A 22,041-nucleotide genomic window follows, 5' to 3' on the forward strand; every position below is an offset into this window, starting at 1 on the left:
TCGGCCCGGAATACTGCGGCTCGGGCGGCTGCAACCTCCTGATCCTCCGGCCCGAGGGGGATAGCTTCACCGTCCTCGGCGACGTGACGATCACCCGGGCGCCCGTGCGTGTCCTGACCAGCCGCACCAACGGCCTCCCCGACATCGCCGTCCAGGTCTCCGGCGGCGGCGCCGAGCCGCATGAGGCCCTCCTGCCCTTCGACGGCGCCCGCTACGCTTCCAACCCCACCGTCGCGCCCGCCCGCCGCACCGAAGGGGCCCCGGGCATGGTCGTCATCGCCGAGGATCAGGAAAGCACAGAGCTGAAGCCCGCGCCCTGAGCCGGAACCGCCACGCCTTGACTTCCCTCCCCGTCCGTCCGACCTCCGTCCGATGACGACGCCCGCCGAATCCGAGGACCGCGAAGGCCTGCGCCCGCTGCTGGCGCGGATCTGGCGCGACTATCTCTCGCATCACAAGGCGGCCCTGTTCCTGTCGATGCTGTGTGCGGCCGTCGCGGGCGGCCTCTCGGCACTGACGCTGAAGCTGCTGGAGCCGGCCATAAACGGCCTGTTCCTCAACCAGTCGGCCCCGATGAAACTGTGGGGCGTCTTAGACATCGCCCCGGGTCAGGCTCTGGTCGTCATTCCCCTGGCCATCGTCGGGGTCGCCTTCGTCTGGACCCTGGCCTCGCTCGGTCAGGCGGCGCTGGTGAACCGCCTCGGCCACGGCATCGTCGGCGACATCCAGATCCGTCTGTTCGGCGCCATGATCCGCGCCGACCTGGCCCGCCTGCGCAGCCGACACTCCGGATCTTTCGTCTCCGAGGTCCTGTTCGACGCCAATCTGGTGCGCGAGGCCTTCACCAACGGGGTGGTCAACTACACCCAGCACAGCCTGACCCTGATCGCGGTCCTGGCCGCCATGGCCTTCATCGACTGGCGACTGACGGCCATCGTCCTGCTGGGCGTGCCCCTCATCACCCTTGTCCTGCGTCGCTTCTCCAGGCGAACGAAGAAGGCCACCACCGGGGCCATGAAGGAGACCGAGACCCTCTCCACCGCCCTGATGGAGAACCTCGACGGCGTCCGCCTCATCAAGATCGAGAACCGCGAGGCCGCCGAGGAGGCCCGCGTGGGCGAGGTCGTCGCCCGCCGCCAGCGTCACGTCATCAAGTCCGCCGACAGCCGCGCCTTCGCCGGTCCCTTCAGCAATCTGGTGGCCATGATCGTGGTCGCCGCCGTCATGGCCTACGCCGGATGGCGCGCCCGCGACGGCGGCATGAGCGTGGGCGCCTTCGCCGCCTTCATCGGCCTGCTGATGGCCGCCGGCCAGTCCCTGCGTCAGGTCACCAACCTCCAGACCGTGATGACCGAGGGGCTGACGGCGGCGCGTCGCCTGTTCGCCTCCCTCGACATCCAGCCCGAGATCCGAGAGGCGGCCGCCCCCGCCCCTGTGCCTTCCGGCGCACTCACCATCGCCCTCGACCACGTCAGCTTCGCCTACGCCCCCGCAGCCGAGGGCGGCGCCCCGACCCTGTCGGACGTCTCCCTCACCGTCGCGCCCGGAGAAACCGTGGCCCTGGTCGGCCCCTCCGGCGGCGGCAAGTCCACCATCCTCAGCCTCCTGCCGCGCTTCTACGACGTGACCTCGGGCGCCGTGACCCTGAACGGCCAGGACATCCGCGGCCTTCGCCTGCACGACCTGCGCGACCGCATCGCCCTGGTCACCCAGGAGCCCTTCCTGTTCGACGACACCATCGCCGCCAACATCGCCTATGGCCGCCCCGGGGCCACCCCGTCCCAGATCGAGGCCGCCGCCGCCGCCGCTGCCGCCCACGACTTCATCACCGCCCTGCCCGAGGGCTACGCTGCCCGCGCCGGCGAGGCCGGTCTGCGCCTGTCCGGCGGCCAGCGCCAGCGTATCGCCATCGCCCGCGCCTTCCTCAACGACGCCCCCATCCTTCTGCTCGACGAGGCCACCTCGGCTCTCGACACCGAGAGCGAGGCCCAGGTCCAGGCCGCGCTTGAACGGCTGATGCAGGGGCGCGCCACCCTGATGATCGCCCACCGCCTGTCCACCGTCATGAACGCCGACCGCATCTATGTGATCGAGGCCGGGCGCGTGGTCGAAACCGGCCGCCACGCCGACCTCGTCGCCCGGGGCGGCCTCTACGCCCGCCTGGCGAAGCAGCAGTCGCTGGACGGCGACCCCGTCACGGTCACGACCGTCGCATGAGGCCCCTGCGTTCATGAGACCTCTGCGCAATCCGGTCATCCAGACCCTCATGGCCAATCTTCTGGCCGTCTGGATGCGTTTCTGCGTCGCCACCATCCGCTGGACGCATGAGAACGAGAACGTCGCCGAACAGGTCTGGGCCGACGGCGGCCCGGTCATCTGCGCCTTCTGGCATTCCCGCATCAGCCTGACCCCGGCCTGCTGGCCGCAGGAGCGCGCCCAGAAGGTTCGCGCCATCGTCTCCCTGTCGCCCGACGGCCAGTTCATCGCCCGCGCCATGGACAAGGTCGGCTTCCCGTCCATCCGGGGCTCCTCCGCCAACAAGGACAAGGCTGATCGCGCCAAGGGCGGAACCGCCGCCCTGCGTGACGCCCTGCGCCAGCTCAAGACGGCCGGTGTCGCCGTCACCCCCGACGGCCCCCGCGGCCCCATGCGCCAGATGGGCGACGGCGTGGCGGTCATGGCCAAACTGTCGGGCGCGCCGGTCCTGTTCATCGGCCTGTCCTGCAATCCGGCGGTCCGGCTGGGCAGCTGGGACCGCGCCGTCCTGCCCCTGCCCTTCGGACGCGGCGCCATCGTCTGGGACCTCGACCGCTACCCCGAGGGTCTCTCGACCGATGAGGCCACCGCCCGCTGGACCGAACGCCTGACCGCCGTCGAGGCCCGCGCCGACGAACTGACCGGGCTGGAACGGATTTGAGCGTCCGATGCTGAGCCCCGCCCTCGCCCTCTATCAGCTCGCCACCCGGCTGCTGGAACCGCTGGCCCCGCGCCTGCTCGACCGCCGCGCGGCCCAGGGCAAGGAGGACCCGGCCCGCGTCGACGAACGGCTGGGCCTCGCGGGCCTCGAGCGTCCCGAGGGCGACCTCGTCTGGCTGCACGGCGTCAGCGTCGGCGAGACCCTGTCCCTGCTGCCTCTGGTGGAACGCTTCCGCCGCAACCGCCCCGACCTGACCGTCCTCGTTACCTCGGGCACCGTCACCTCAGCCGAGCTTCTTGCCCGCCGCCTGCCGCCGGGCGTCATCCACCAATATGCGCCGGTTGATGGCCCGGCCGCCGTCGCCGCCTTCCTCGACCACTGGCGGCCGTCTCTGGGCGTCTTCGTCGAGAGCGAACTCTGGCCCAACCTCTTGACGGCGGCCCGGGCGCGCGACGTCCCCCTGGCCCTGGTCAGCGCCCGCATCACGGAAAAGACCGCGTCCGGCTGGTCCCGGGCGCCCGGAATGGCCCGACGGCTTCTGGCCTGCTTCGATCTGGTCCTGCCCCAGGATCCCGCATCGGCCGACCGACTGATCGCTCTGGGCAGCCGGGTGGACGGTCTGGTCAACCTCAAGCTGTCCGGCGAACCCCTGCCCCATGACGCCGCCGCCTTCAGCCGCCTCAGCGCCGCCATCGGCGACACCCCCGTGATCGTCGCCGCCAGCACCCATGAGGGCGAGGAGATCGCCCTGACCCGCGCCCTCGACGTCCTGCCGACCCACGGCCTGCTGATCCTCGTCCCCCGCCATCCCGAACGCGGTCCCGCCATCGCGGCGGCGCTCGAACAGGCAGGCTATCGCCTTGGCCTGCGCTCGCGCGGCGACGCCCTGACCGAGGACACCGGCGTCTATGTCGCCGACACCCTGGGTGAACTCGGCCTGTTCCTCAGACTGGCCGACGTGGTCGTCATGGGCGGCAGCTTCGCCCCGGCCCTCGGCCTCGACCCTGTCGGCGGCCACAACCCGCTGGAGCCCGCGCGTCTGGGCAAGCCCGCCATCACCGGCCCCGACGCCTCCAACTGGCAGGCCGTCGCGGCCCTGCTGCACGACTCAGGCGGGCTTGTCGTGGTCCAGACGCCCTCAGACCTGCCCGCTGTCGTCGCCCCCCTGCTGGCCGATCCCGCCGCCGCCCAGGCCATGGGCGACCGCGCCCGCCGCGCCGCCGTCGACGCCGGCGCCGGCCTCGACCGGCTGTGGGAGGGTCTGACGCCGTTGTTGCCCGTCCCGGCGGCCCGCCGATGAAACTCAACACCCCCCGCTGGTGGTATGAGCGCGACAGCAACCACGCCCGCGTCACCCGCATCCTGCTCAAGCCCGCTTCCTGGCTCTGGGCCGCCGTCACCGCCCGGCGCATCGCCCGCGCCACGCCCTTCGATCCGGGCGTCCCCGTCATCTCGATCGGCAACCTGACCATGGGCGGCTCGGGCAAGACCCCGGTCGCGCGCGAGGTCCTGCGCCTGCTGCACGGCGCCGGCGTCTCCGCCCACGCCCTGTCGCGCGGCTATGGCGGGCGGCTGGAAGGGCCCATCCGCGTCGATCCCGCCGCCCACACTGCCGCCGACGTCGGCGACGAGCCCCTGATGCTGGCTCAACAGGCGCACGCCTGGATCGCCCGCGACCGCGCCGCCGGGGCCCGCGCCGCCGTCGCGAACGGCGCAGCGGCCCTCGTCCTCGACGACGCCCATCAGAACACGGCCCTGAAGAAGACCCTCAGCCTCGTCGTCGTGGACGGTGAGACCCGTAGCGACGAATGGCCCTTCGGCGACGGCGCCGTCTTTCCCTCCGGCCCCATGCGCGAGCCGCTGAAGGCCGGTCTGGCCCGCGCCGATGCGGTCGTCATCCTGCTGCCGAGCGACCTCGACGCCGCCGATCCCGAACTGGTCGCGACCTTCGGCGACCTGCCCGTCTTCATCGCCCGCCTGACCCCCGACGGCCCGCCGCCACCCGGCCCCCTGGTCGGCTTCGCCGGCATCGCCAAGCCGTGGAAGGTCGAACGCAGCCTCATCGCCGCCGGCGCCGACCTGAAGGATTTCATCCCCTTCCCCGACCACGCCGAACTGAAACCCGCCGACATCGCCTTCCTGACCGACCGCGCCGCCCTCCACGGCGCCGCCTTGGTCACCACGGAAAAGGACTGGGTCCGGCTCCCGCCCGAATGGCGCGCGCGCGTGACCTCATGGCCGGTGACGGCGCGGTTTGAGGATGAAGGCAGGTTCGCGGTTTTCCTGGGCCGCGCCTGAATCCCACCTGTGCCTTCGCGCAAACGAACGGCAAAGACGGAAATCCTCATGCGCCAGCAACGGGCTCAACGCCGAAGGCTCTTATGATCTGCTGGTCATCCAAGCCCCGCCTACGCGACCAATCGATCAAATATTCGGCTTCGTGCCAATCCAGCGCCTTGTCGGGATGAAGTAAGCCGACCAAGAGACGGAAGGCGTATTTTCGATCATCGTAACCCGCATCGATCTTCGCCCATAAATCTCGAAGAGCGTCCCTCCGATTCGCATCGCCTGTGCCCTCCGTGGACGACAACACCAAATCTTCTTCCACCGCTATGTCGGTCAGTTGGGAGAATATGGCGCGAATGACGTCATGGCTGCGCGGATGGATTTGACCGTCTTCGATGGATTCGATCAATCGGTCGGCGTCACGAGAGGCTTCCATGCTCATCGCCTAGCTTGTCGTCCGGCCCCTCAATCCGGCCGCACCACCTGCCCGCCCTTCATCACGAACTTCACCCGTTCCAGCTCGGTCACGTCCGTCAGCGGATCGCCCGACACCGCGATCAGATCGGCGGGCATCCCGACCGCCAGCCGACCGGCCTCGTCCGACAGCCGCAAATGGCTCGCCGCATTGACCGTGGCGGTCTGGATGGCCTCCAGCGGCGTCAGCCCGGCCCGGACCAACAGGGCGAACTCCCCGGCGTTGTCGCCATGGGCCGAGACGCCGCTGTCGGTGCCGAAGGCGATGCGGACGCCGCCCTCATGCGCCCGGCGCGCCATGTCCAGCATCTTGGGCCCGGCTTCGAGGGCCTTGGCCGTCTGGGCCGGTGTGAAGAAGTTGTTCGGCCCCGAGGCGATCCGGTAGACGAAGTCCCCCGCCATCAGGGTCGGCACCAGCCAGACGCCCTCGCGCCGCATCAGCCGGATCGACTCGTCGTCCAGATAGGTGCCGTGCTCGATCGAATCGCCCCCGGCCCTCAGGAAGCTGTTGATGCCGTCGGCGCCATGGGCGTGGGCGGTGACCTGACGGCCCATCTTGTGCGCCGCCTCGACGATCCCGGCCAGTTCGGCGTCCGAGAACTGCTGGCCCAGACCCGCCGCCGTGTTCGACAGCACCCCGCCCGTGGCCGTGATCTTGATGATGTCCGCGCCCGATCGCACCGACAGCCGCACCGCCCGCATGCAGTCCTCCGGCCCCGAGCAGATGTTCTGTCCCGAGAACAGGTGCATCACGTCCTCGCGGTAGCCGTTGACGTCGCCGTGCCCCCCATGGATCGACACCCCGTCGCCCGCCGCGATGATCCTCGGTCCCGGCACGTCGCCGCGCCGGATCGCGTCGCGCAGGGCGAAGATCGATTCCCCCGTCGCCCCCAGATCGGCCACGGTGGTGAAGCCGGCGTTCAGCGTCTTCCTCGCGTTCCGCGCCCCGATGAAGGCCTGATCCGCATTGGACTGCGTGACCCCGTCCAGCCGCGAGTTCGGGCTCTGCTCGCCGGTCAGATGCACATGGCTGTCGATCAGTCCCGGCAGGACGAAGGCGGTCCTCAGATCGACGACATCCCCCTCTCCAACGAAGCCGTCGCGCACTTCGACGATCCGGTTCCCCTGGATCACGAGAGTTTTATCGCGTTGCACCCGGCCGGTGGACGGATCGTCCAGAAGCCGCCCCACTTGCACGAACGTGGTTCCCGTCTCGGCCGAAACCGGCGCACCCGCCGGGCTTTGCGCCGATACCGCTCCGGCGAAGCTCAGCCCCGCCAGCGCCCCAATCCATGCCCAAGCCTTCATCGTCAGCCCCCTGTTTGCTCCGCTGCACCATAGCCGACAATCGCCCCGCGCCTAGCGGAGGTTGAAACCCGCGTTCCGATCAGGGACAACCGGACCACGGGGACAACGGCAGTAAAGGCACGGCATGCGGCTTTCGACGGACGCGCTCTCGCGGCGAGGACTCATCCTCGGCGGCTCGGCCCTTCTGGCCGGCTGCGCGACAGGTGGAGCGGCCACGCCGCCGACGGCCCTTCTCGCCGAAACCTCGCCCGTCGCCGCTCCGGCCGCGCCTCCGCCCCCTCCGCGCATCCAGACCGCCCAGACCTTCGCCCCGCCGCCGCTGGATCCCTATCGCCAGGTCCGCCCCGAGCTCATGCAGCGCGCCATGGCCGCCCTCGACATCCATCATCGCCGTGTGCCCCTGCGCGACCGGATGTACATCGTCGACTTCCAGAAATTCTCCGGCGAGGAGCGGCTGTTCGAGGTCGATCTCATCAGCGGCCAGGTCATGGCCTTCCGGACCAGTCACGGCCGCGGTTCGGACCCCCAGCATTCCGGCTACGCCCGCAACTTCTCCAACACGCCGGACAGCTACATGTCGTCGCTGGGCGCCTACGCCACCGCCGGCGCCGGCTGGGGTTCGCAACAGGGGCCGAACGTCCTGCTGGACGGCCTCGACTATTCCAACGACAAGGCGCGCGACCGCGCCATCATCGTCCACGGCGCCGACTACGCCGACCCCGCCTTCCTGGCCCGCGAAGGCAAGCTCGGCCGCAGCTACGGCTGCTTCTCCACCGCCCACACCGACCTGCCGATGCTGCGCGAACGCATGGGCGAAGGCCGCCTGCTGTTCGCCTACACCTGAGGCCGCGCGCCGACCGCGCTCAGCGGTTCAGGGCTCGCCAACCAATGTCCGACCGGCAGAACCCGCCCGGCCAGTCGATCCCAGCGATCGCCGCATAGGCCCGCTCCCGCGCATGTTCGATGTCGTCGCCCTCGGCGCAGACGCTCAGCACCCGACCGCCCGCCGCCGCCAGCTGACCGTCGTCGCGACGCTTCGTCCCGGCGTGGAACACCTGGACATGCGGGCCGAAATCCTGCTCCGCCCCCCGGATGATCGACCCCTCCAGCGGGCTGTCGGGATAGCCCTTGGCGGCGAAGACCACGCAGATCACCGTCTGCGGCTTGAACACCGGCGGCGGCAGGTGGCTGACGTCCCCCCGCGCACAGGCCAGCAGATAGGGGACGATGTCCCCGTCCAGCCGCATCATCAGCACCTGGCATTCCGGGTCGCCGAAGCGGGCGTTGAACTCCACCACCTTCGGCCCCTCGGCCGTCATCATCAGCCCGGCGTAGAGCACCCCGCGATAGGGCGCGCCCTCGGCCGCCATCCCCGCCAGCGTCGGCCGGATCACCGTGGCCTCGGCCGTCGCCACCACGGCGTCCGACAGCACGGGCGCGGGCGAATAGGCGCCCATGCCGCCGGTATTCGGCCCGGTGTCTCCGTCGAAGGCCCGCTTGTGGTCCTGGGCCCCGCCGATCAGCACGGCCTCCTTGCCGTCGCACAGGGCGAACAGGGAGCCCTCCTCCCCGTCCATGAACTCCTCGATCACCACCCGCGCCCCGGCCTGGCCGAAGCGCCCACCCAGCATCCGCTCGATCTCGGCCTCGGCGTCCTGACGGTCCGGGCTGATCGCCACCCCCTTGCCCGCCGCCAGACCGTCGGCCTTGATGACATAGGGGGGCTGGAACGACGCCAGCGCCGCCTTGGCCGAGGCCACGTCCTCATGCACGCCGTATCCGGCCGTCGGAATGCCGTGCCGCTGCAGGAAGGCCTTGGAAAAAGCCTTGGAGGTCTCCAGTTGCGCCGCCTTGGCCGTCGGCCCGAAACAGGGAATCCCCATCTCCGCCAGCCGGTCCGCCAGACCCGCCGCCAGGGCCAGCTCCGGCCCCACGACGACCAGATCGGCGTGGATCTCCCGCGCTAGGGCCGCCAGCCCCTCGGCGTCGTCCGCCTTGACCGGGCGCAGCTCGCCCAGCTTTTCCATGCCCGGGTTTCCGGGCGCGATGACCAGCCGTCGCTTCAACGGCGACTGGGCGATCTTCCAGGCCAGGGCGTGTTCGCGGCCGCCGGAACCGACAAGCAGGATGTTCATGCCCGCCGAATGGCCGTGCGACGCCCGCCGGTCAAGCCGCCGAACTCACAGCAGGGCGGAAACCACATAGACCAGCACCCCCAGCATCGCGATCACGCCGATCACCAGCCACGGACTGATCGCGGGCCCGTCGGCGCGCCGTTGCAGGTCGCGTTCTCTTGGATCGCGGTCGGCGGGGTCGGTGTCGGGCGGATCGGCCATGACATCGCAACGGGCCGTGACGCCCACTGTTCCCTTCGCATCCGCGTCACTTTGGCCCTAGATGGGGGGAATGAGCGACGACTCCTACATCTTCGAGGGCGATACCCCTTCCGAGCCTGCGCGCGACAACAACCCGCCCCAGTCCGTCTCCGAACTGGCCTTCGCCCTCAAGCGCACGCTCGAGGACCGCTTCGGCCACGTCCGGCTGCGGGGCGAGATCTCCAAGGTTAATCACCACGCCTCGGGCCACGTCTATCTGACTCTGAAGGACGACAAGGCCGCCATCGACGGCGTGGTCTGGAAGGGCTCGGTGCGCGGCCTGGGCGTGCGACCCGAGGCCGGGCTCGAGGTCATCGTTACCGGCAAGATTACCTCCTACCCCGCCCGCTCCTCCTATCAGATCGTCATCGAATCCATGGAGGCCGCCGGCGCCGGAGCCCTGCTGGCCCAACTGGAACGGCTCAAGGCCAAACTGCACGGCGAGGGCCTGTTCGACCCGGCGAAGAAGAAGCCCATCCCCGCCTTCCCCGCCACTATCGGCGTCATCACCAGCCCGACCGGCGCCGTCATCCGCGACATCCTGCACCGCATCGCCGAACGCTGGCCCTGCCGGGTCATCGTCTGGCCCGTGGTGGTCCAGGGCGACGCGGCGGCGGGTCAGGTCGCCAACGCCATTCGCGGGTTCGACGCCCTGCCAGAAAGCAAGACTGGGGGTTCAGGCCCCATCCCCCGCCCCGACCTGCTGATCGTTGCGCGAGGGGGCGGCTCGGTCGAGGATCTCTGGTGCTTCAATGACGAGGCCCTGGCCCGCACGGTCGCGGCGGAGCGCATCCCGATCATATCCGCCGTGGGGCACGAGACCGATACCACTCTGATCGACTTCGTCTCCGACCGCCGCGCCCCGACACCGACCGGCGCCGCCGAGATCGCCACCCCGGTGCTTTCCGACCTCAGGTTCGCCGTTTCGGACCTCGACCGCCGCCTCGACCGCGCCGGCGCCCGGCTGCTCGACGACCGCCGCACCCGGCTTCGCGCCGTCGCGCGCGGCCTGCCCGCCCGGCCGGAAGAACTGGTCGCCATGGCCCAGCAGCGGCTGGATCACGCCTCCAGCCGACTGGCGTCCGGCCTGCACCGCAACACCGCCCTGCACGAGCGGCGGCTGGCGACCGTCGGTGGGCGGTTCTCGAAGGGCTTGCTGGACCGGGCCGTCGAACGGCGCGGCGACCGGCTGTCCGCGGTCGGCGCCCGGCTGGCCCCGCCCCTGCTGTCCCGCCTGAACCGGGCCGAGGACCGGCTTTCAGGTCTGGCGCGCGCGCTCAACAGCCTCAATCCAAAGACGCCCAAGCCCGGCTTCGCCCGCATCGACGACGCCGAGGGCCGGATGATCACCTCCGCCGCCGCCCTCGCGCCGGGCCAGACGGTCAGCCTGGTCTTCCCCGACGGCGCGCGCGGCGCCCGGATCGACGGCGGCGCAAACCTGACAATCGCAGGTTCAAATCCTGCTCCCACACCCAAACCCATGCCGAAGCCCAAACCCGCGCCGCTGGATCAGGGCGACCTCTTCTGACCCCTCGCCCGGACGGCGCCGCCGCGCTATCCTCGGGCCATGACCCTGACCCCTCCCGTCGGCCAGCCCGCAACGCTCCACTTCGGCGACGGCGAGTTCGTCGTGCTCCGGCCCGGCGACCATGTGGTCTGCGCCGTCTCCGGCCGCCGAATCCCCCTGACCGCGCTGCGCTACTGGTCCGCCGAGCGTCAGGAGGCCTATGCCGGGCCGTCCGAGTTCCTCAGCCGGGCGTCGGACGCGGCATGAGCCTGACCCGGCGCGGGCTGTTGGCGGCGGCCGCCGCCTGGCCGGCTTCGGCGATGGCGCGTACGGAGGCCGACCTCAGCCTCAGCGGCCGCTGGGTCCAGGGCGGTTTCATCCTTGGGCGCACGACGCCCCGCGCCGAGGTCCTGGTCGATGGAACCCCGATGACCGCCGCCTCGGACCATGGCCTGTTCGTCGTCGGCCTGGATCGCGACGCCGCGGCGTCCACCGAGATCGCCGTCCGTTCGGGCGGCGCCACGACCCGGCGCACCGTGAACGTCGCCGCCGGAACCTTCCCCTCGACCCGGGTGGACGGCCTGCCGCCGTCCACCATCGCCCCGTCCGATCCCGCCCTGCTGGCCCGCATCCAGCGTGAGGCCGCACTGAAAACCGCCGCCTTCGCCAGTCGCGACCCCGGCGACGCCTTTTCCTCCGGCTTTATATGGCCGCTGGAGACTTATCGCATCTCCAGCGCCTGGGGGGCGCAGCGGGTGCTGAACGGCACGCCCGCCCGGCCCCATTACGGCATCGACCTGGCTGCGCCGCGCGGGACGGCGATTCGCGCCCCCGCCGCCGGCCTGGTGGTCCTGGCCGAGCCCGACCTGCATTTCGAGGGCGGCCTGACCCTGATCGACCACGGCCAGGGCCTGGTCAGCGCCTATCTGCACCAGTCCGCCCTGGCGGTGTCTGACGGACAGCGGGTGCGCCAGGGCGAGACCATCGGCCGTGTCGGCTCGACCGGCCGCGCCACAGGCCCGCATCTGTGCTGGCGGATGAAGTGGCGCGACCGCAATCTCGACCCTTCATTGATGGTCGCAACCCCGATTCCGGCCTGAATTCGGGCCGCCGGGCCGCCGGCTTGGTGTGAAGTTGAGCGGGACGCCTATGCGCGTCTAAGCTGTTCTGATACTTCGCTTATCGCTAACGCTGGATTCAAGCTCCCCCCATGGCAGGCCTCCATTCCGTCAACGTGCTGCTGGTCGATGACAACCAGCACATGCGGGCCATCACCTCTGCGATCCTGCAGTCGGCGGGCATGCGCAATATTCGCGAGGTCGCCGACGGCGCCGCCGCGCTCGAAAGCCTGCGCGAGCACCCCGTCGACCTGGCCATCGTCGATTTCAACATGTTCCCGCTGGACGGGGTGGAGTTCACCCGCCTGGTCCGCAACAGCCCGGACAGCGCCAACCCCTATCTGCCGATCATCATGATGACCGGCCATTCCGAGCGAAGCCGCGTCACCGAGGCGCGCGACGCCGGCGTGACCGAGTTCGTCGCCAAGCCGATCACGGCCAAGGCCGTCTTCGACCGCATCAAGGCGGTGATCCTCCGGCCCCGCCCCTTCATCAAGGCCGACACCTACTTCGGCCCGGACCGACGACGACTGAAGGTGCAGGGCTACAGGGGCCCCTTCCGTCGCGCCGATGATCCCAGGCCCGAACCGGCCGCTCAGCCGGCCGAGGTCTCGACCGGCCCGGACTCCATCACCATCTGATAGACCCGGTCGGGCCATCGCTTGTGGACCCAGAACCAGTCCACCGGATGCTCGCGCACCCGATCCTCCACGAAGCGGTTGGCGGCCTGGATTCCCGCCAGCACCGCCTCCGTCTTGTCTTCCCCCTCGACCTCGATCGGTTCATGGGCCGTGACGCGGAACCGCACCCCCGGCAGACGCACCACCGACAGGGGCTGCATCACCGTGCCGAACTTCAGCGCCAGTCGCGCCGCGCCCGGCGAGGCGTTGACCGGCTGGCCGAAAAACTCGACCTCCGGCCCCTGGTTGTACTTCTGGTCCACCAGCAGGGCGATGGAATCGCCGCGCTTCATCCCGGCCATCAACTCCCGCGTGCCGTCGCCCTTGGGCGCGAACAGACGGATGCCGTAGCGCTCCCGGCTCCTGCGGATCAGGGCGTCGACATGGGGGTTGTTGGCCGCGCGATAAGTCACCTGGCACGGCACCCCCGCCGCCATGATGACCGCCGCCATCACCTCGAAATTGGCCAGATGGCCCGAGATCAGCACGACCGGCTTGCCGCTGTCGCGGATGGCGTGCAGCCGCTCCATGCCGACCACGTCCACCCGGCCGCCCTCGGGCGTCAGCCGGTCCATCACCGCCAGCTCGGCGAAGGTCCGCCCCGTCTGGTCCCACTGGTCGATCGCCAGCCGCTCCCTCTCGGCCGGATCCATGTCGGGGAAGGCGATCATCAGGTTGCGCCGCACCGTCCTGTGCGTCCCCGTCAGCGGCCCCAACGCCTTCAGCAGCCCCCCGCCGAAGGCCGAGGCCCGCTCGACCCCCAGCAGGCGCAGAAAGGCGAACAGGGCCGAAAACGCGACAGCCTCGATCCGCCAGACGATCCTCTGGCCGACCGAAACCGCCGGCTTGTCGCCCTCACCAAGCAATCGTCAGCCCGCCGTCGACCACCAGGGTCTGGCCGTTCACATAGGAGCCGGCCTTCGAGACCAGATAGACGGCCGTCCCCGCGATCTCGTCCGGCTGCCCGATACGCTTCATGGGATTGGGCTCCACGGTGACCTTCAGCACCTCCTCATTCTCCCACAGATAGCGGGCGAAATCCGTCTGGATCAGGCCGGGCGCGATGCAGTTGACCCGCACGTTCGACGGTCCCCACTCCACCGCCAGGTTGCGCGCCAGTTGCATGTCCGCCGCCTTGGAAACGTTGTAGGCGCCGATCAAGCTATTGCCCCTCAGGCCCCCGATCGACGAGATCACGACGATGGCCCCGTCCTTCCGCTCCACCATCTGCGGCCCGACCATCTGGCACAGCCAGTGGTTGGCCAGGACGTTGTTGTGGAAGATCTTCTCGAACTGCTCGTCGGCGATCCCGCCCATCGGTCCGGCATAGGGATTGGTCGCGGCGTTGCAGACCAGAATGTCGATCTGGCCCCATTTGGCGTTGGTCTCGTCCACCAGCCGCTGCAGGTCGTCCTTCGACGCGATATTGGCCGGAATCGCCATGGCGCGGCCCTCGCCGTACTTGGCATTGATCGCCTCGGCCACTTCATCGCACGGCCCGGCCTTGCGCGACGAGATCACCACCTTGGCCCCATGCTCGGCCAGTCGTTCGGCGATCGCCTTGCCGATGCCCTTGGACGAGCCCGTGACGATCGCGACCTTGCCGCTCAGATCGAACAGTTCCATGCCTTCTCTCCCCAGATAGAATCCCTGAACCGGACCCATGCCCGGCGTCTGATTTTTTGCGTTGCACCCAAATAAGCCCGAGCGGGGCGTCAGGACAACGCTGACGCCGCGTCAATGGCGGCTTTTCATCCCCGACCGCCCGTCGGTCCGGCCAGATAGGCCCTAGCCGAAGCCCAAGGATCAGCCGATACTCGGCCGATTCCACAGGGGCGGTCGGCGCCGCCCCTTCCCCCGGAGCGACATGAGACAGCTCACCACCGGCCTGCTGTTCTTCGGCTACCTCTTCCTTGCGATGACGGTGGGCGCCTTCGTCTGGCGTCTGGGTCTGGGCCTGGGCGCCGGCTTCGCCTCGACCCTGGGGGCGCTGGGCGTCATCGGCGTGGTCCATGCGATGCTGAGCCAGTCCAGCCAGCGCCAGGCCCTGCGCGCCGAGATCGGCGCCGTGCGTCAGGCCCACCGCCTCCTGGCCGACGCCATGGAGCAGCAGCAGGTCACCCTGGGCGAACTGGCCGAGGCCATCCAGAACGGCGCCCTGAACACCACCGAGGAGCTGACCGGCGAGGTCCGCATTCTGGAGGGGCTGATCCAGCAGATGAGCGAGTCGATCGACGAGCGGCTGCGCATCGTTCCCATGGCCGCCCCCGACAGCGTCGAAAGCCGCCACCGTCAGCAGTCGAACCTGCTGCTCCAGACCGTCCACGACGCCCTGACCGACAACCGCGTCGACCTCTATCTCCAGCCGGTCATGTCCCTGCCCCAGCGGCGGACCGTCTTCTACGAAAGCTTCACCCGCCTGCGCGACGAGACCGACCGGGTCATGATGCCGGCCGAATACCTGTCCGCCGCCGAAAGCGAGGGTCTGGTCCCGGCCATCGACAACCTGCTGCTGTTCCGCTGCGCCCAGATCGTGCGCCGTCTGGCGCGTCAGGATCGCAAGGTCGGGGTCTTCTGCAACGTGGCCCTGTCGTCGCTCGGCGACGAGACCTTCTTCCCCCAGTTTCTGGATTTCCTCAGCCAGAACCGCGACCTGAACCAGGCCCTGATCTTCGAACTGGGCCAGGCGACGTTCGACGCGCGCGGCGCGGTCGAGGCCCGCAACATGGCCAAGCTGGCCGACCTCGGCTTCCGTTTCTCGATCGACAAGGTCCAGACCCTCGACCTCGACTTCGCCGACCTGCAACGGTCCGACGTCCGCTTCGTCAAGGTGGCCGCCGACCTCCTGATCGAACAGCTGCTCGACATCGACGGCGCCGCCCCCCTGCCCTCCCTGCCCGACATCCAGGCCGCCGACTTCGCCGGCCTGACCCGCCGCTACGGCATCGAGGTCATCGCCGAAAAGGTCGAGAGCGAACGCCAGATCGTCGACATCCTCGAACTCGACGTCGCTCTGGGCCAGGGCCACCTCTTCGGCGAACCCCGCGCCATCAAGGAACAGGTCCTGGCCGAAACCGACCCCCCGGCGGACTTCATCCGCTCCACCCTGCGCAGCGCGGATCAGCGCCGCCGGTTCGGGTAGGGGCGTCGGGTTTCGACCGGCAGGGCAAGGACTGCTATCGACCCAAAGCGGACTTCCTTCAGATGATCTGGCGCTACGCCTTTTGGGTTCCGATTTCGGCCAGCCAGTCGCTCAACAGATCGTGCCGAATGGGCCCCTCGGAAAGAGCGATCTCTGGCTCAATGTCGGCAGGAGGCACATCTGAGGGCGGATAGCCGTAGCGCTCCCGGAACAGGCGATTGAAGTGGCCCATAGATGTGAAACCGTAGCTCCACGCGACCTCGGCGATAGAGAGTTGCATATCCCGGCGCCGCCTCAATCCGTCGCGAGCGTGGTGCAGGCGACGATCTTGGATGTAGCGGTTTACCCCTCCGATCCCCTCGAACGACCGGTACAATGTCGCGCGAGATACGCCGGCGGCTACGGCGGTTTCCGCCGCGCCGAACGTGACCTCCTTGGCCCTCACCCGGGCCTCGATGAAATCTACGGCTAAGCGACGCACCGATCCATATACGGTCGAGATCTCGGGGGCGCCGATTGGCGTTTCTATGCCCGCTACCCGCCCGACTACCAGCAGCAGAGACTGGATCGCGGAGTCGAGCGCAGCCTCCGTCAGCTGATCTGCTTCCTCGATCAGAACCTGCATCAGACCCTTCACCAGGCGAACGCCGGGCAGGTCCGGCGACAGGATCCGGCCATGCATATCCGGACCGAGTAGCGGAGGCGGCGCGAGGTTGCGTGGAACCATGATCGACATCAGGTCGACGGCCTCGAGCCGTGTGGAGGACAGCCGCCCGAAATCCCGGAATTGAAGCGCCCCCGGCTCCGCCCGGGCCTCTCGCCCATCGTATTCCCCCACTGTCGCTGCCCGGTTGATGACAAGGTTCAGACCGTCGATCTGGGATTTCTTAAGCAGGGCGGAGCCCCGGCTCAGGGTCTGACGGACCGAGCGGCCCGTCCCTACGCCGCCTACCGCGCTTAGAATGCTACGGGTGTGGTTGAAAAAGTTCGCCTGATCCTCGTCGCTGATGCCGGACACTTCGTAGATGTCGGCCATGCCGATCATGTAGCGTTCGAGCGCGTCCGGCAGAGTGGCGGTGGAAACATCCCAGGCAATCATGCGGGGGTACAGCAAGCGAACTCCGGGATCACTGGACTGAAGCGTGAGCCGTCGGCGTAAGTGCGACATTGGCGACACGATTGCAAACAGCGTGACCGTCAGCGCCCAAAGCCACAGCCTTCGTCTCACGCTGTTGAGACGCAGAGAAGTTCCCTGCCTGCGAGGCGGATGGCATCCGCACAATTCGGGGCACGAGGTCGGCGGCAGGTCGGCTCGCTCGCTATTTGAAGGTTTGGAATGTTGAGGAAAGCAGCCCTTTCGCTGGCGGCGGCGATACTTGTTGGATCGGCTCTGCCGGCGGCGGCTCAGAACGTGGTGCTGAACCCCAGCTTCGAAGCGCCCGTGCTGGCGGATGGTACTGTTCAGCAGAACTTTGTCGCCGGATGGTCCGGGACAGTCTCAGGCGCCAATAACTACGGGATCTTGCGGAATCCCTCGCTGATTGTCGCTCAGGACGGATCCAACCTCGCCTTTATCAATGTGGATCCCGGTCAAACGAAGGGCCTCGTTCAGACCCTCGGCGCCGTGTCGGCCGGCGAGCGCTACGACGCCAGCGCATGGTTCGGCTGGCGCACTGACAACGCGAACGTCGCCAACGTCGCTATTCAGCTATGGCTCGGCGGCTCCGTGGTTGGGGGCGATATTTCGGGCGGCGTGTTGGTCGCTTCCAATGCGCCGAGCCTGGTTCAGGGAGCCTGGGTACAGGGAACGACGACCTACACCGCTTCGCCGGCGCAAGCGGGTCAGGTTCTGCGCATCCGTTTGGCCACGACGAGCGCGGGCGGCGCCCAAACCAACTTCGACGACGTCAGAGTCGCCCGGACAGCGCCTGCACCGGTCCCCACGATGACCGAGTGGGCGTTGATCCTGTTCGGAACGATCATGGCGGGTGGTGCTGCGCTTTACATCCAGCGTCGTCGTCAGTGCGTCTAGTCGACGTATTCTCACGATCCGACGGCCTCGCCAGCGATGGCGGGGCCGTTTGCATGTCTGCTTTCCACCCTTAGCCGACCCTTGGAACGTCTGCTCCCACCCCACACGCTCCACCCCCTCCACATCCCGCCCCACACCCGCTACACCCGCCCCCATGACCCTCCCCCACGCCCTGACCGGCCTCGGCGAGATCGCCGGGGACTATGACATCCTGCTCTGCGACGTCTGGGGCGTGATCCACAACGGGCGCGAGAGCTGGCCCGAGGCGTGCGAGGCCCTGACCCGGTTCAACCGGGATCATGGTCATGTCGTCCTGATCTCCAACTCCCCCCGCCCGGCCGCCGACGTGGTGGCGCAGCTGGACGCTCTGGGCGTGCCGCGCGACAGCTGGCGGGCCTTCGTCACCTCGGGCGACGCCACCCGGATGGAGCTGGAACGCCGCGCCCCCGGCCCGGCCTGGATCATCGGCCCCGACCGCGACGCCCCCCTCTACGCCGGCCTGCCGCTCCAGCGGGCGACGGGCGCCGCCGACGCCGCCTTCATCTCGGTCACCGGCCCCTATGACGACACCACCGAAACGCCGGAGGACTATCGCGAACGCCTGACCCCGGCGGCCGAGGCCGGGCTGGAGCTGATCTGCGCCAACCCCGACCGCATCGTCCAGCGCGGCGACCAGATCATCTATTGCGGCGGCGCCATCGCCGACCTTTATGAAAGTCTCGGCGGCCGGGTCGTCATGGCCGGCAAGCCCTTCGCCCCCATCTACACCCTGGCCCTGAACGAGGCCGAGCGCCTGCTGGGCCGACCGGCCGACCGCTCGCGCGTGCTCTGCATCGGCGACGGCGTGGTCACCGACGTCCTCGGCGCCGCCGAGCAGGCCCTGGATTGCCTCTTCATCGCCCAGGGCATCCACGGCGACGCCGCCAAGGGCCCGGACGGCCGCCTCGACCCGGCCCGCGCCGCCGAATTGCTCCGCGCTGAGACGACCTACGCCCGCTACGCCGCCCTGGACCTGGTCTGGTAGATCGCGGTGGCCAAATCGCGCCCCTGCGGCTAATCAGCCCTGATGAGCGAACTGGTCCAGAAACACCCCTCCGGCGGCTACATCCTCGAGGAACTGCATACCGGCATGTACGCCGTGAAGGACGTGCTGGTCACCGAGGACCGCATCGGCCAGTTCGCCGAGGCGTCGGACGACTTCAACCCGGTCCATGTGGACGAGGCCTTCGCGGCCAAGACCGCCTATCGCGGCCGGATCGCCCACGGCCTGCTGTCGGCCTCCTTCGGCTCGGCGGTGGTCGGCACCATCCTGCCCGGCGCCGGCGCCATCTATCTCAGCCAGACCCTGGCCTTCCACAAGCCCGTCCGCATCGGCGACGTCGTCCAGGCCCGGATCACGGTCTCGGCGGTGGATGAAGCCTCTGCCCGCGTCGTGCTGAAATGCGAAGGCTATGTCGGCGACGAGCTCATCATGGACGGAGAGGCGACCGTCCGCGTCCCCCGCCGCCGCCGCCCCGCCAGGGACTGATCCCCCATGAGCCATCCGGCATGAGCGGCCCGACCGTCCAGATCATCCATGGCTGGCATGACCTGCCCGCCGACCTGCGCGGCGCCTCGGCCGCCGTCGGCGCCTTCGACGGCGTCCATCTGGGCCATCAGGCCGTCATCCGTCAGGCTGTCGAACAGGCCCGGGCGCTCGGCGTCCCCGCCGCCGTGGTCAGCTTCGACCCGCATCCGCGCCGCCTGTTCCAGCCCTACGCCGCCCCCTTCCGCCTGATGACGCCGGACCAGATGGCGCGCGCCCTGGGCCCGCTGGGGGTGGAGCGCCTCTATCTGCTGCCCTTCGACGCCGGGATGGCGGCCATGTCGGACCACGACTTCGCCGCCGACGTTCTGTCGCACGGTCTGGGTCTCAGGCACGTCGCCGTCGGCTTCGACTTCACCTTCGGCAAGGGCCGCTCCGGTTCGCCCGAGGCCTTGGCCCGCTATGGCGAAGACCTCGGCTTCACCGTCTCGGTCACCCCGCGCCGCGATGACGAGGGCGGGCTGAAGCTCTCCTCCAGCGCCGTGCGCGAGGCCCTCAGCGCCGGCGACATGGCCCGCGCCGCCGTCATCCTGGGCCGCCCCTTCGCCATCGAGGGCGAGGTCGTCCACGGCGACAAGCGTGGCCGCGTCATCGGCACGCCCACAGCCAACATCTCGCTCGGCGACTACCAGCGCCCCCTCTACGGCATCTACGCCACCCGCACCCGCCTCCCGGACGGTCGTGTCTTCGGCGGCGTCGCCAACCTGGGTGTCCGCCCCATGTTCGAGCTGGAAACCCCCCTGCTGGAGGCCTGGCTTTTCGACTTCTCCGGCGACCTCTACGGCCAGACCGTCGAGACCGACCTCGTCGCCCGCCTGCGCGGCGAAATGAACTTCGACGGCCTCGACGAACTCAAGGCCCAGATCCAGATTGACGCCGCCCGGGCGCGCGACGTGCTGGCTCAGTCGGCCTGACTGACGTCTTCACCGAAGGCGGTCGTGACAGCGGCGTCGAGCTCCGGGATGAGATCGTCATAGACGACGAGTTCGTCGTCAAACTTGGTCATGATCAGGCGCGGGTCCGCCCCGGAGTTCTCGAACACATCGACCCTGTCGGCCTCGCCCAGGAACCAGGCGAACTGCTCGAAGGATCGCGTCCATCTGGCCCGAATGCGATCCTCGGGCACGTCATGGCCGCCCTTGATGACCCTGATCCGCACACGTTCGACGTTCAGATCGGGGTCCCCCAGAAACACGAAGATGAGCCGGATCAGAAAGCCGTGCGCCCGGGCCGTCTCGACCAGGGCGCGATACTTGTCCGTCGACAGCACCGTCTCGACCCCGACGGTCTGATGAGCGTGGACCGAGGCATAGAGCCACTTCTCGATCCTTTTTACCGATTCCAGATTGGCCTCGCGGAGCGGCAGGTCTTCCTGGTCCTTGATGCGCTTCGTCAGTTCGTCAGGATTGATGATCCAGATCGACCCAGAAGGTTCTTCCGCCGAGAGCCGCGAATAGATGGTGCTCTTGCCCGACCCGTTCGGTCCGGCGACGATCCACAGCGTCGGGCGATCAGGACCGCTTGGCCGGGACACCCGACGACGTTCCGATCACGCGCTTGTTCTCACGACGCGCGGCTTCGACGTTCTTGCTGAAGACGTAGAGCAGGTCCTCCCCGAACGTCGGACTGTTGGCGTCGATGGCGCGGATGGTGACCTTCTGACCATCCGCATCGGTCACGCGCCGCAGGGTCACGCCCTTGGGCTTCTTGCCCGCGCGGAGGCTTCCCTCGAACCGCTGGATGGTGATGTCGGTCATGGCCGGACAAATATCGGCCCGGACGTCGCCGTTGGCAAGCTCACCCGCCCCGCGCCACGATCGACTTGATCAGGGTGTCGTTCAGCGACTTCCCATTCGCGTCGATCACGTCGACGACCCGCCACATCGGCCCTTCCTTGATGAGTTTCAGCGTCTGGCGCGTGGTGTCGCCCGCATTGGTGAACGCCACCGCCGCGTCCGCCGTCCGCTCGCCCGTCGAGGTCACCGCCAGCGAATCCAGGGTGAAGACGCCCTGATCCTGACAGTCGCAGATCGGGTCGTGGTTCAGCGCCGGAACCTCGCCCCCGTTGCGTCCCCTCGCCAGATTGCTGTCCGTGATGATGGCGGCGTTCAGCATCCGCGAATAGATCGGGTCCTGCCCCGGCGCCGGCGGCGTCTCCTTCGGCCCGCCCGCCACATAGACCGCATAGAGGGCTCGCACGAAGGGCTCCGGCCCCTCGGCCGCCGCCGCATAGATGGCCTCCCGTCCGGGCGGCAGGGGCGCCTCGGCCGTGGTGTCAGCCGCCTTGTCCTTCTCGCCCGGCGAACAGGTGGCGGTCGCGACGGCCAACAGGGCCGCTCCGATCAGGCTGGCGTGGCGCATCGCGAGTCTCATTGGGCGTTCTCCCTTTCCCCGACTATCGGAGCGTGCGGGATGCCGCGCAAGCCGCGATCAGACACTGGCGCACGCGCCTCCGCGTCTGCTAGACCGCCAGCATCATGGCCTTTCGCGTCCCCCTTCGCCTGATTTCGATTAGCCGCCCGGCGTAACCCCGGGCCCGGGGCTCGTCCCTGGGGCCCCCGCTGCGCCGGGATCGACATCTCTCAGACCGCGAACGACCACTCCAGACGCCGAGACT

General features: G+C 68.9%; 25 protein-coding genes. 15 read left to right on the forward strand and 10 right to left on the reverse strand.

Features of this window, described 5'->3' with window-relative positions; genetic code table 11:
- From ACT6QK_RS06030 to lpxK, 5 genes are all read left to right on the forward strand, one after another.
- The coding region (locus ACT6QK_RS06030) for a hypothetical protein (RefSeq protein ID WP_444596913.1) at window positions 1–320 on the forward strand (320 nt) is incomplete at its 5' end.
- A 52-nt stretch (window positions 321–372) separates the two neighbouring features.
- Window positions 373–2,217, forward strand: coding sequence for an ABC transporter ATP-binding protein (locus tag ACT6QK_RS06035; RefSeq protein ID WP_444596914.1), 1,845 nt, complete (start codon window positions 373–375; stop codon window positions 2,215–2,217).
- 13 nt (window positions 2,218–2,230) lie between these two features.
- Entirely contained in the window at window positions 2,231–2,917 is a 687-nt protein-coding gene (locus ACT6QK_RS06040; RefSeq protein WP_444596915.1) for a lysophospholipid acyltransferase family protein, read from the forward strand.
- Window positions 2,918–2,924: 7 nt separating this feature from the next.
- Window positions 2,925–4,217, forward strand: coding sequence for a 3-deoxy-D-manno-octulosonic acid transferase (locus tag ACT6QK_RS06045; protein ID WP_444596916.1), 1,293 nt, complete (start codon window positions 2,925–2,927; stop codon window positions 4,215–4,217).
- Window positions 4,214–5,215, forward strand: a complete 1,002-nt coding sequence (gene lpxK / locus ACT6QK_RS06050; RefSeq protein WP_444596917.1) for a tetraacyldisaccharide 4'-kinase — start codon at window positions 4,214–4,216, stop codon at window positions 5,213–5,215. Before ACT6QK_RS06045 ends, lpxK begins: the two co-directional genes overlap by 4 nt.
- Window positions 5,216–5,261: 46 nt before the next feature.
- Here the strand turns inward: lpxK and ACT6QK_RS06055 are convergent, their stop codons facing one another.
- Both ACT6QK_RS06055 and ACT6QK_RS06060 read right to left on the reverse strand, forming a co-directional pair.
- Complete coding sequence (locus ACT6QK_RS06055) at window positions 5,262–5,645, reverse strand: hypothetical protein (protein ID WP_444596918.1); 384 nt, start codon at window positions 5,643–5,645, stop codon at window positions 5,262–5,264.
- A gap of 23 nt (window positions 5,646–5,668) precedes the next feature.
- The gene (locus ACT6QK_RS06060; protein WP_444596919.1) at window positions 5,669–6,985 is read right to left on the reverse strand and encodes an amidohydrolase family protein; all 1,317 of its coding nucleotides are present in this window, start codon (window positions 6,983–6,985) and stop codon (window positions 5,669–5,671) included.
- A gap of 124 nt (window positions 6,986–7,109) precedes the next feature.
- Between ACT6QK_RS06060 and ACT6QK_RS06065 the strand changes: the two genes are divergently transcribed.
- The gene (locus ACT6QK_RS06065) at window positions 7,110–7,829 is read left to right on the forward strand and encodes a murein L,D-transpeptidase catalytic domain family protein (protein WP_444596920.1); all 720 of its coding nucleotides are present in this window, start codon (window positions 7,110–7,112) and stop codon (window positions 7,827–7,829) included.
- Between the two features lie 19 nt (window positions 7,830–7,848).
- Here ACT6QK_RS06065 and purD read toward each other — a convergent pair whose 3' ends face one another.
- Both purD and ACT6QK_RS06075 read right to left on the reverse strand, forming a co-directional pair.
- A complete protein-coding gene (gene purD, locus ACT6QK_RS06070; RefSeq protein WP_444596921.1) occupies window positions 7,849–9,120 on the reverse strand; it encodes a phosphoribosylamine--glycine ligase in 1,272 nt (423 codons plus the stop codon).
- Window positions 9,121–9,165: 45 nt separating this feature from the next.
- The gene (locus ACT6QK_RS06075) at window positions 9,166–9,321 is read right to left on the reverse strand and encodes a hypothetical protein (RefSeq protein ID WP_444596922.1); all 156 of its coding nucleotides are present in this window, start codon (window positions 9,319–9,321) and stop codon (window positions 9,166–9,168) included.
- 70 nt (window positions 9,322–9,391) lie between these two features.
- Between ACT6QK_RS06075 and xseA the strand changes: the two genes are divergently transcribed.
- The 4 genes from xseA (at window position 9,392) to ACT6QK_RS06095 (ending at window position 12,626) form a co-directional block, all read left to right on the forward strand.
- Window positions 9,392–10,888: an exodeoxyribonuclease VII large subunit gene (xseA, locus tag ACT6QK_RS06080; RefSeq protein WP_444596923.1), complete on the forward strand. Its 1,497-nt coding sequence runs from the start codon at window positions 9,392–9,394 to the stop codon at window positions 10,886–10,888.
- Window positions 10,889–10,927: 39 nt separating this feature from the next.
- A complete protein-coding gene (locus ACT6QK_RS06085) occupies window positions 10,928–11,134 on the forward strand; it encodes a DUF2093 domain-containing protein (RefSeq protein WP_444596924.1) in 207 nt (68 codons plus the stop codon).
- Window positions 11,131–11,967: a M23 family metallopeptidase gene (locus ACT6QK_RS06090; RefSeq protein WP_444596925.1), complete on the forward strand. Its 837-nt coding sequence runs from the start codon at window positions 11,131–11,133 to the stop codon at window positions 11,965–11,967. The genes ACT6QK_RS06085 and ACT6QK_RS06090 overlap by 4 nt, the downstream gene beginning before the upstream one ends.
- 110 nt (window positions 11,968–12,077) lie before the next feature.
- Window positions 12,078–12,626 carry a response regulator gene (locus tag ACT6QK_RS06095; protein ID WP_444596926.1) on the forward strand — a complete coding sequence of 183 codons (549 nt, stop codon included), beginning with the start codon at window positions 12,078–12,080 and terminating at the stop codon, window positions 12,624–12,626.
- Here the strand turns inward: ACT6QK_RS06095 and ACT6QK_RS06100 are convergent.
- Both ACT6QK_RS06100 and ACT6QK_RS06105 read right to left on the reverse strand, forming a co-directional pair.
- Entirely contained in the window at window positions 12,581–13,531 is a 951-nt protein-coding gene (locus ACT6QK_RS06100) for a lysophospholipid acyltransferase family protein (protein ID WP_444596927.1), read from the reverse strand. The two genes, ACT6QK_RS06095 and ACT6QK_RS06100, sit on opposite strands and share 46 nt — an antisense overlap.
- Window positions 13,521–14,291 (reverse strand): SDR family NAD(P)-dependent oxidoreductase, encoded by a 771-nt coding sequence (locus ACT6QK_RS06105; protein ID WP_444596928.1) that lies wholly within the window; start codon window positions 14,289–14,291, stop codon window positions 13,521–13,523. Before ACT6QK_RS06105 ends, ACT6QK_RS06100 begins: the two co-directional genes overlap by 11 nt.
- Before the next feature lie 241 nt (window positions 14,292–14,532).
- Here ACT6QK_RS06105 and tipF point away from each other — a divergent pair, with 241 nt between their 5' ends.
- Entirely contained in the window at window positions 14,533–15,807 is a 1,275-nt protein-coding gene (tipF, locus tag ACT6QK_RS06110; protein ID WP_444596929.1) for a flagella assembly cyclic-di-GMP phosphodiesterase TipF, read from the forward strand.
- Between the two features lie 73 nt (window positions 15,808–15,880).
- Here tipF and ACT6QK_RS06115 read toward each other — a convergent pair whose 3' ends face one another.
- Window positions 15,881–16,921 (reverse strand): helix-turn-helix domain-containing protein, encoded by a 1,041-nt coding sequence (locus ACT6QK_RS06115; protein WP_444596930.1) that lies wholly within the window; start codon window positions 16,919–16,921, stop codon window positions 15,881–15,883.
- Between the two features lie 222 nt (window positions 16,922–17,143).
- Here ACT6QK_RS06115 and ACT6QK_RS06120 point away from each other — a divergent pair, with 222 nt between their 5' ends.
- The 4 genes from ACT6QK_RS06120 (at window position 17,144) to ACT6QK_RS06135 (ending at window position 20,338) form a co-directional block, all read left to right on the forward strand.
- Entirely contained in the window at window positions 17,144–17,839 is a 696-nt protein-coding gene (locus ACT6QK_RS06120) for an IPTL-CTERM sorting domain-containing protein (protein ID WP_444596931.1), read from the forward strand.
- A gap of 154 nt (window positions 17,840–17,993) precedes the next feature.
- Window positions 17,994–18,863 carry a TIGR01459 family HAD-type hydrolase gene (locus ACT6QK_RS06125; RefSeq protein WP_444596932.1) on the forward strand — a complete coding sequence of 290 codons (870 nt, stop codon included), beginning with the start codon at window positions 17,994–17,996 and terminating at the stop codon, window positions 18,861–18,863.
- 42 nt (window positions 18,864–18,905) lie between these two features.
- Window positions 18,906–19,367, forward strand: coding sequence for a MaoC family dehydratase (locus ACT6QK_RS06130; protein ID WP_444596933.1), 462 nt, complete (start codon window positions 18,906–18,908; stop codon window positions 19,365–19,367).
- A 20-nt stretch (window positions 19,368–19,387) separates the two neighbouring features.
- Window positions 19,388–20,338, forward strand: a complete 951-nt coding sequence (locus tag ACT6QK_RS06135) for a bifunctional riboflavin kinase/FAD synthetase (protein WP_444596934.1) — start codon at window positions 19,388–19,390, stop codon at window positions 20,336–20,338.
- On the opposite strand, the gene ACT6QK_RS06140 is transcribed toward ACT6QK_RS06135, so the two are convergent.
- Genes ACT6QK_RS06140 through ACT6QK_RS06150 form a run of 3 tightly spaced genes read right to left on the reverse strand, consistent with a single transcriptional unit; the run spans window position 20,326 to window position 21,797 of the window.
- Window positions 20,326–20,958, reverse strand: coding sequence for an AAA family ATPase (locus ACT6QK_RS06140; RefSeq protein ID WP_444596935.1), 633 nt, complete (start codon window positions 20,956–20,958; stop codon window positions 20,326–20,328). The genes ACT6QK_RS06135 and ACT6QK_RS06140 overlap by 13 nt on opposite strands.
- Window positions 20,936–21,181, reverse strand: coding sequence for a hypothetical protein (locus tag ACT6QK_RS06145; protein ID WP_444596936.1), 246 nt, complete (start codon window positions 21,179–21,181; stop codon window positions 20,936–20,938). The genes ACT6QK_RS06140 and ACT6QK_RS06145 overlap by 23 nt, the downstream gene beginning before the upstream one ends.
- Window positions 21,182–21,221: 40 nt before the next feature.
- A complete protein-coding gene (locus ACT6QK_RS06150; RefSeq protein ID WP_444596937.1) occupies window positions 21,222–21,797 on the reverse strand; it encodes a DUF3828 domain-containing protein in 576 nt (191 codons plus the stop codon).
- Window positions 21,798–22,041: the final 244 nt, after the last annotated feature.

Origin of the sequence: Brevundimonas sp. (assembly GCF_052436175.1) — a bacterium.
In the GTDB taxonomy this organism is placed as follows: domain Bacteria; phylum Pseudomonadota; class Alphaproteobacteria; order Caulobacterales; family Caulobacteraceae; genus Brevundimonas.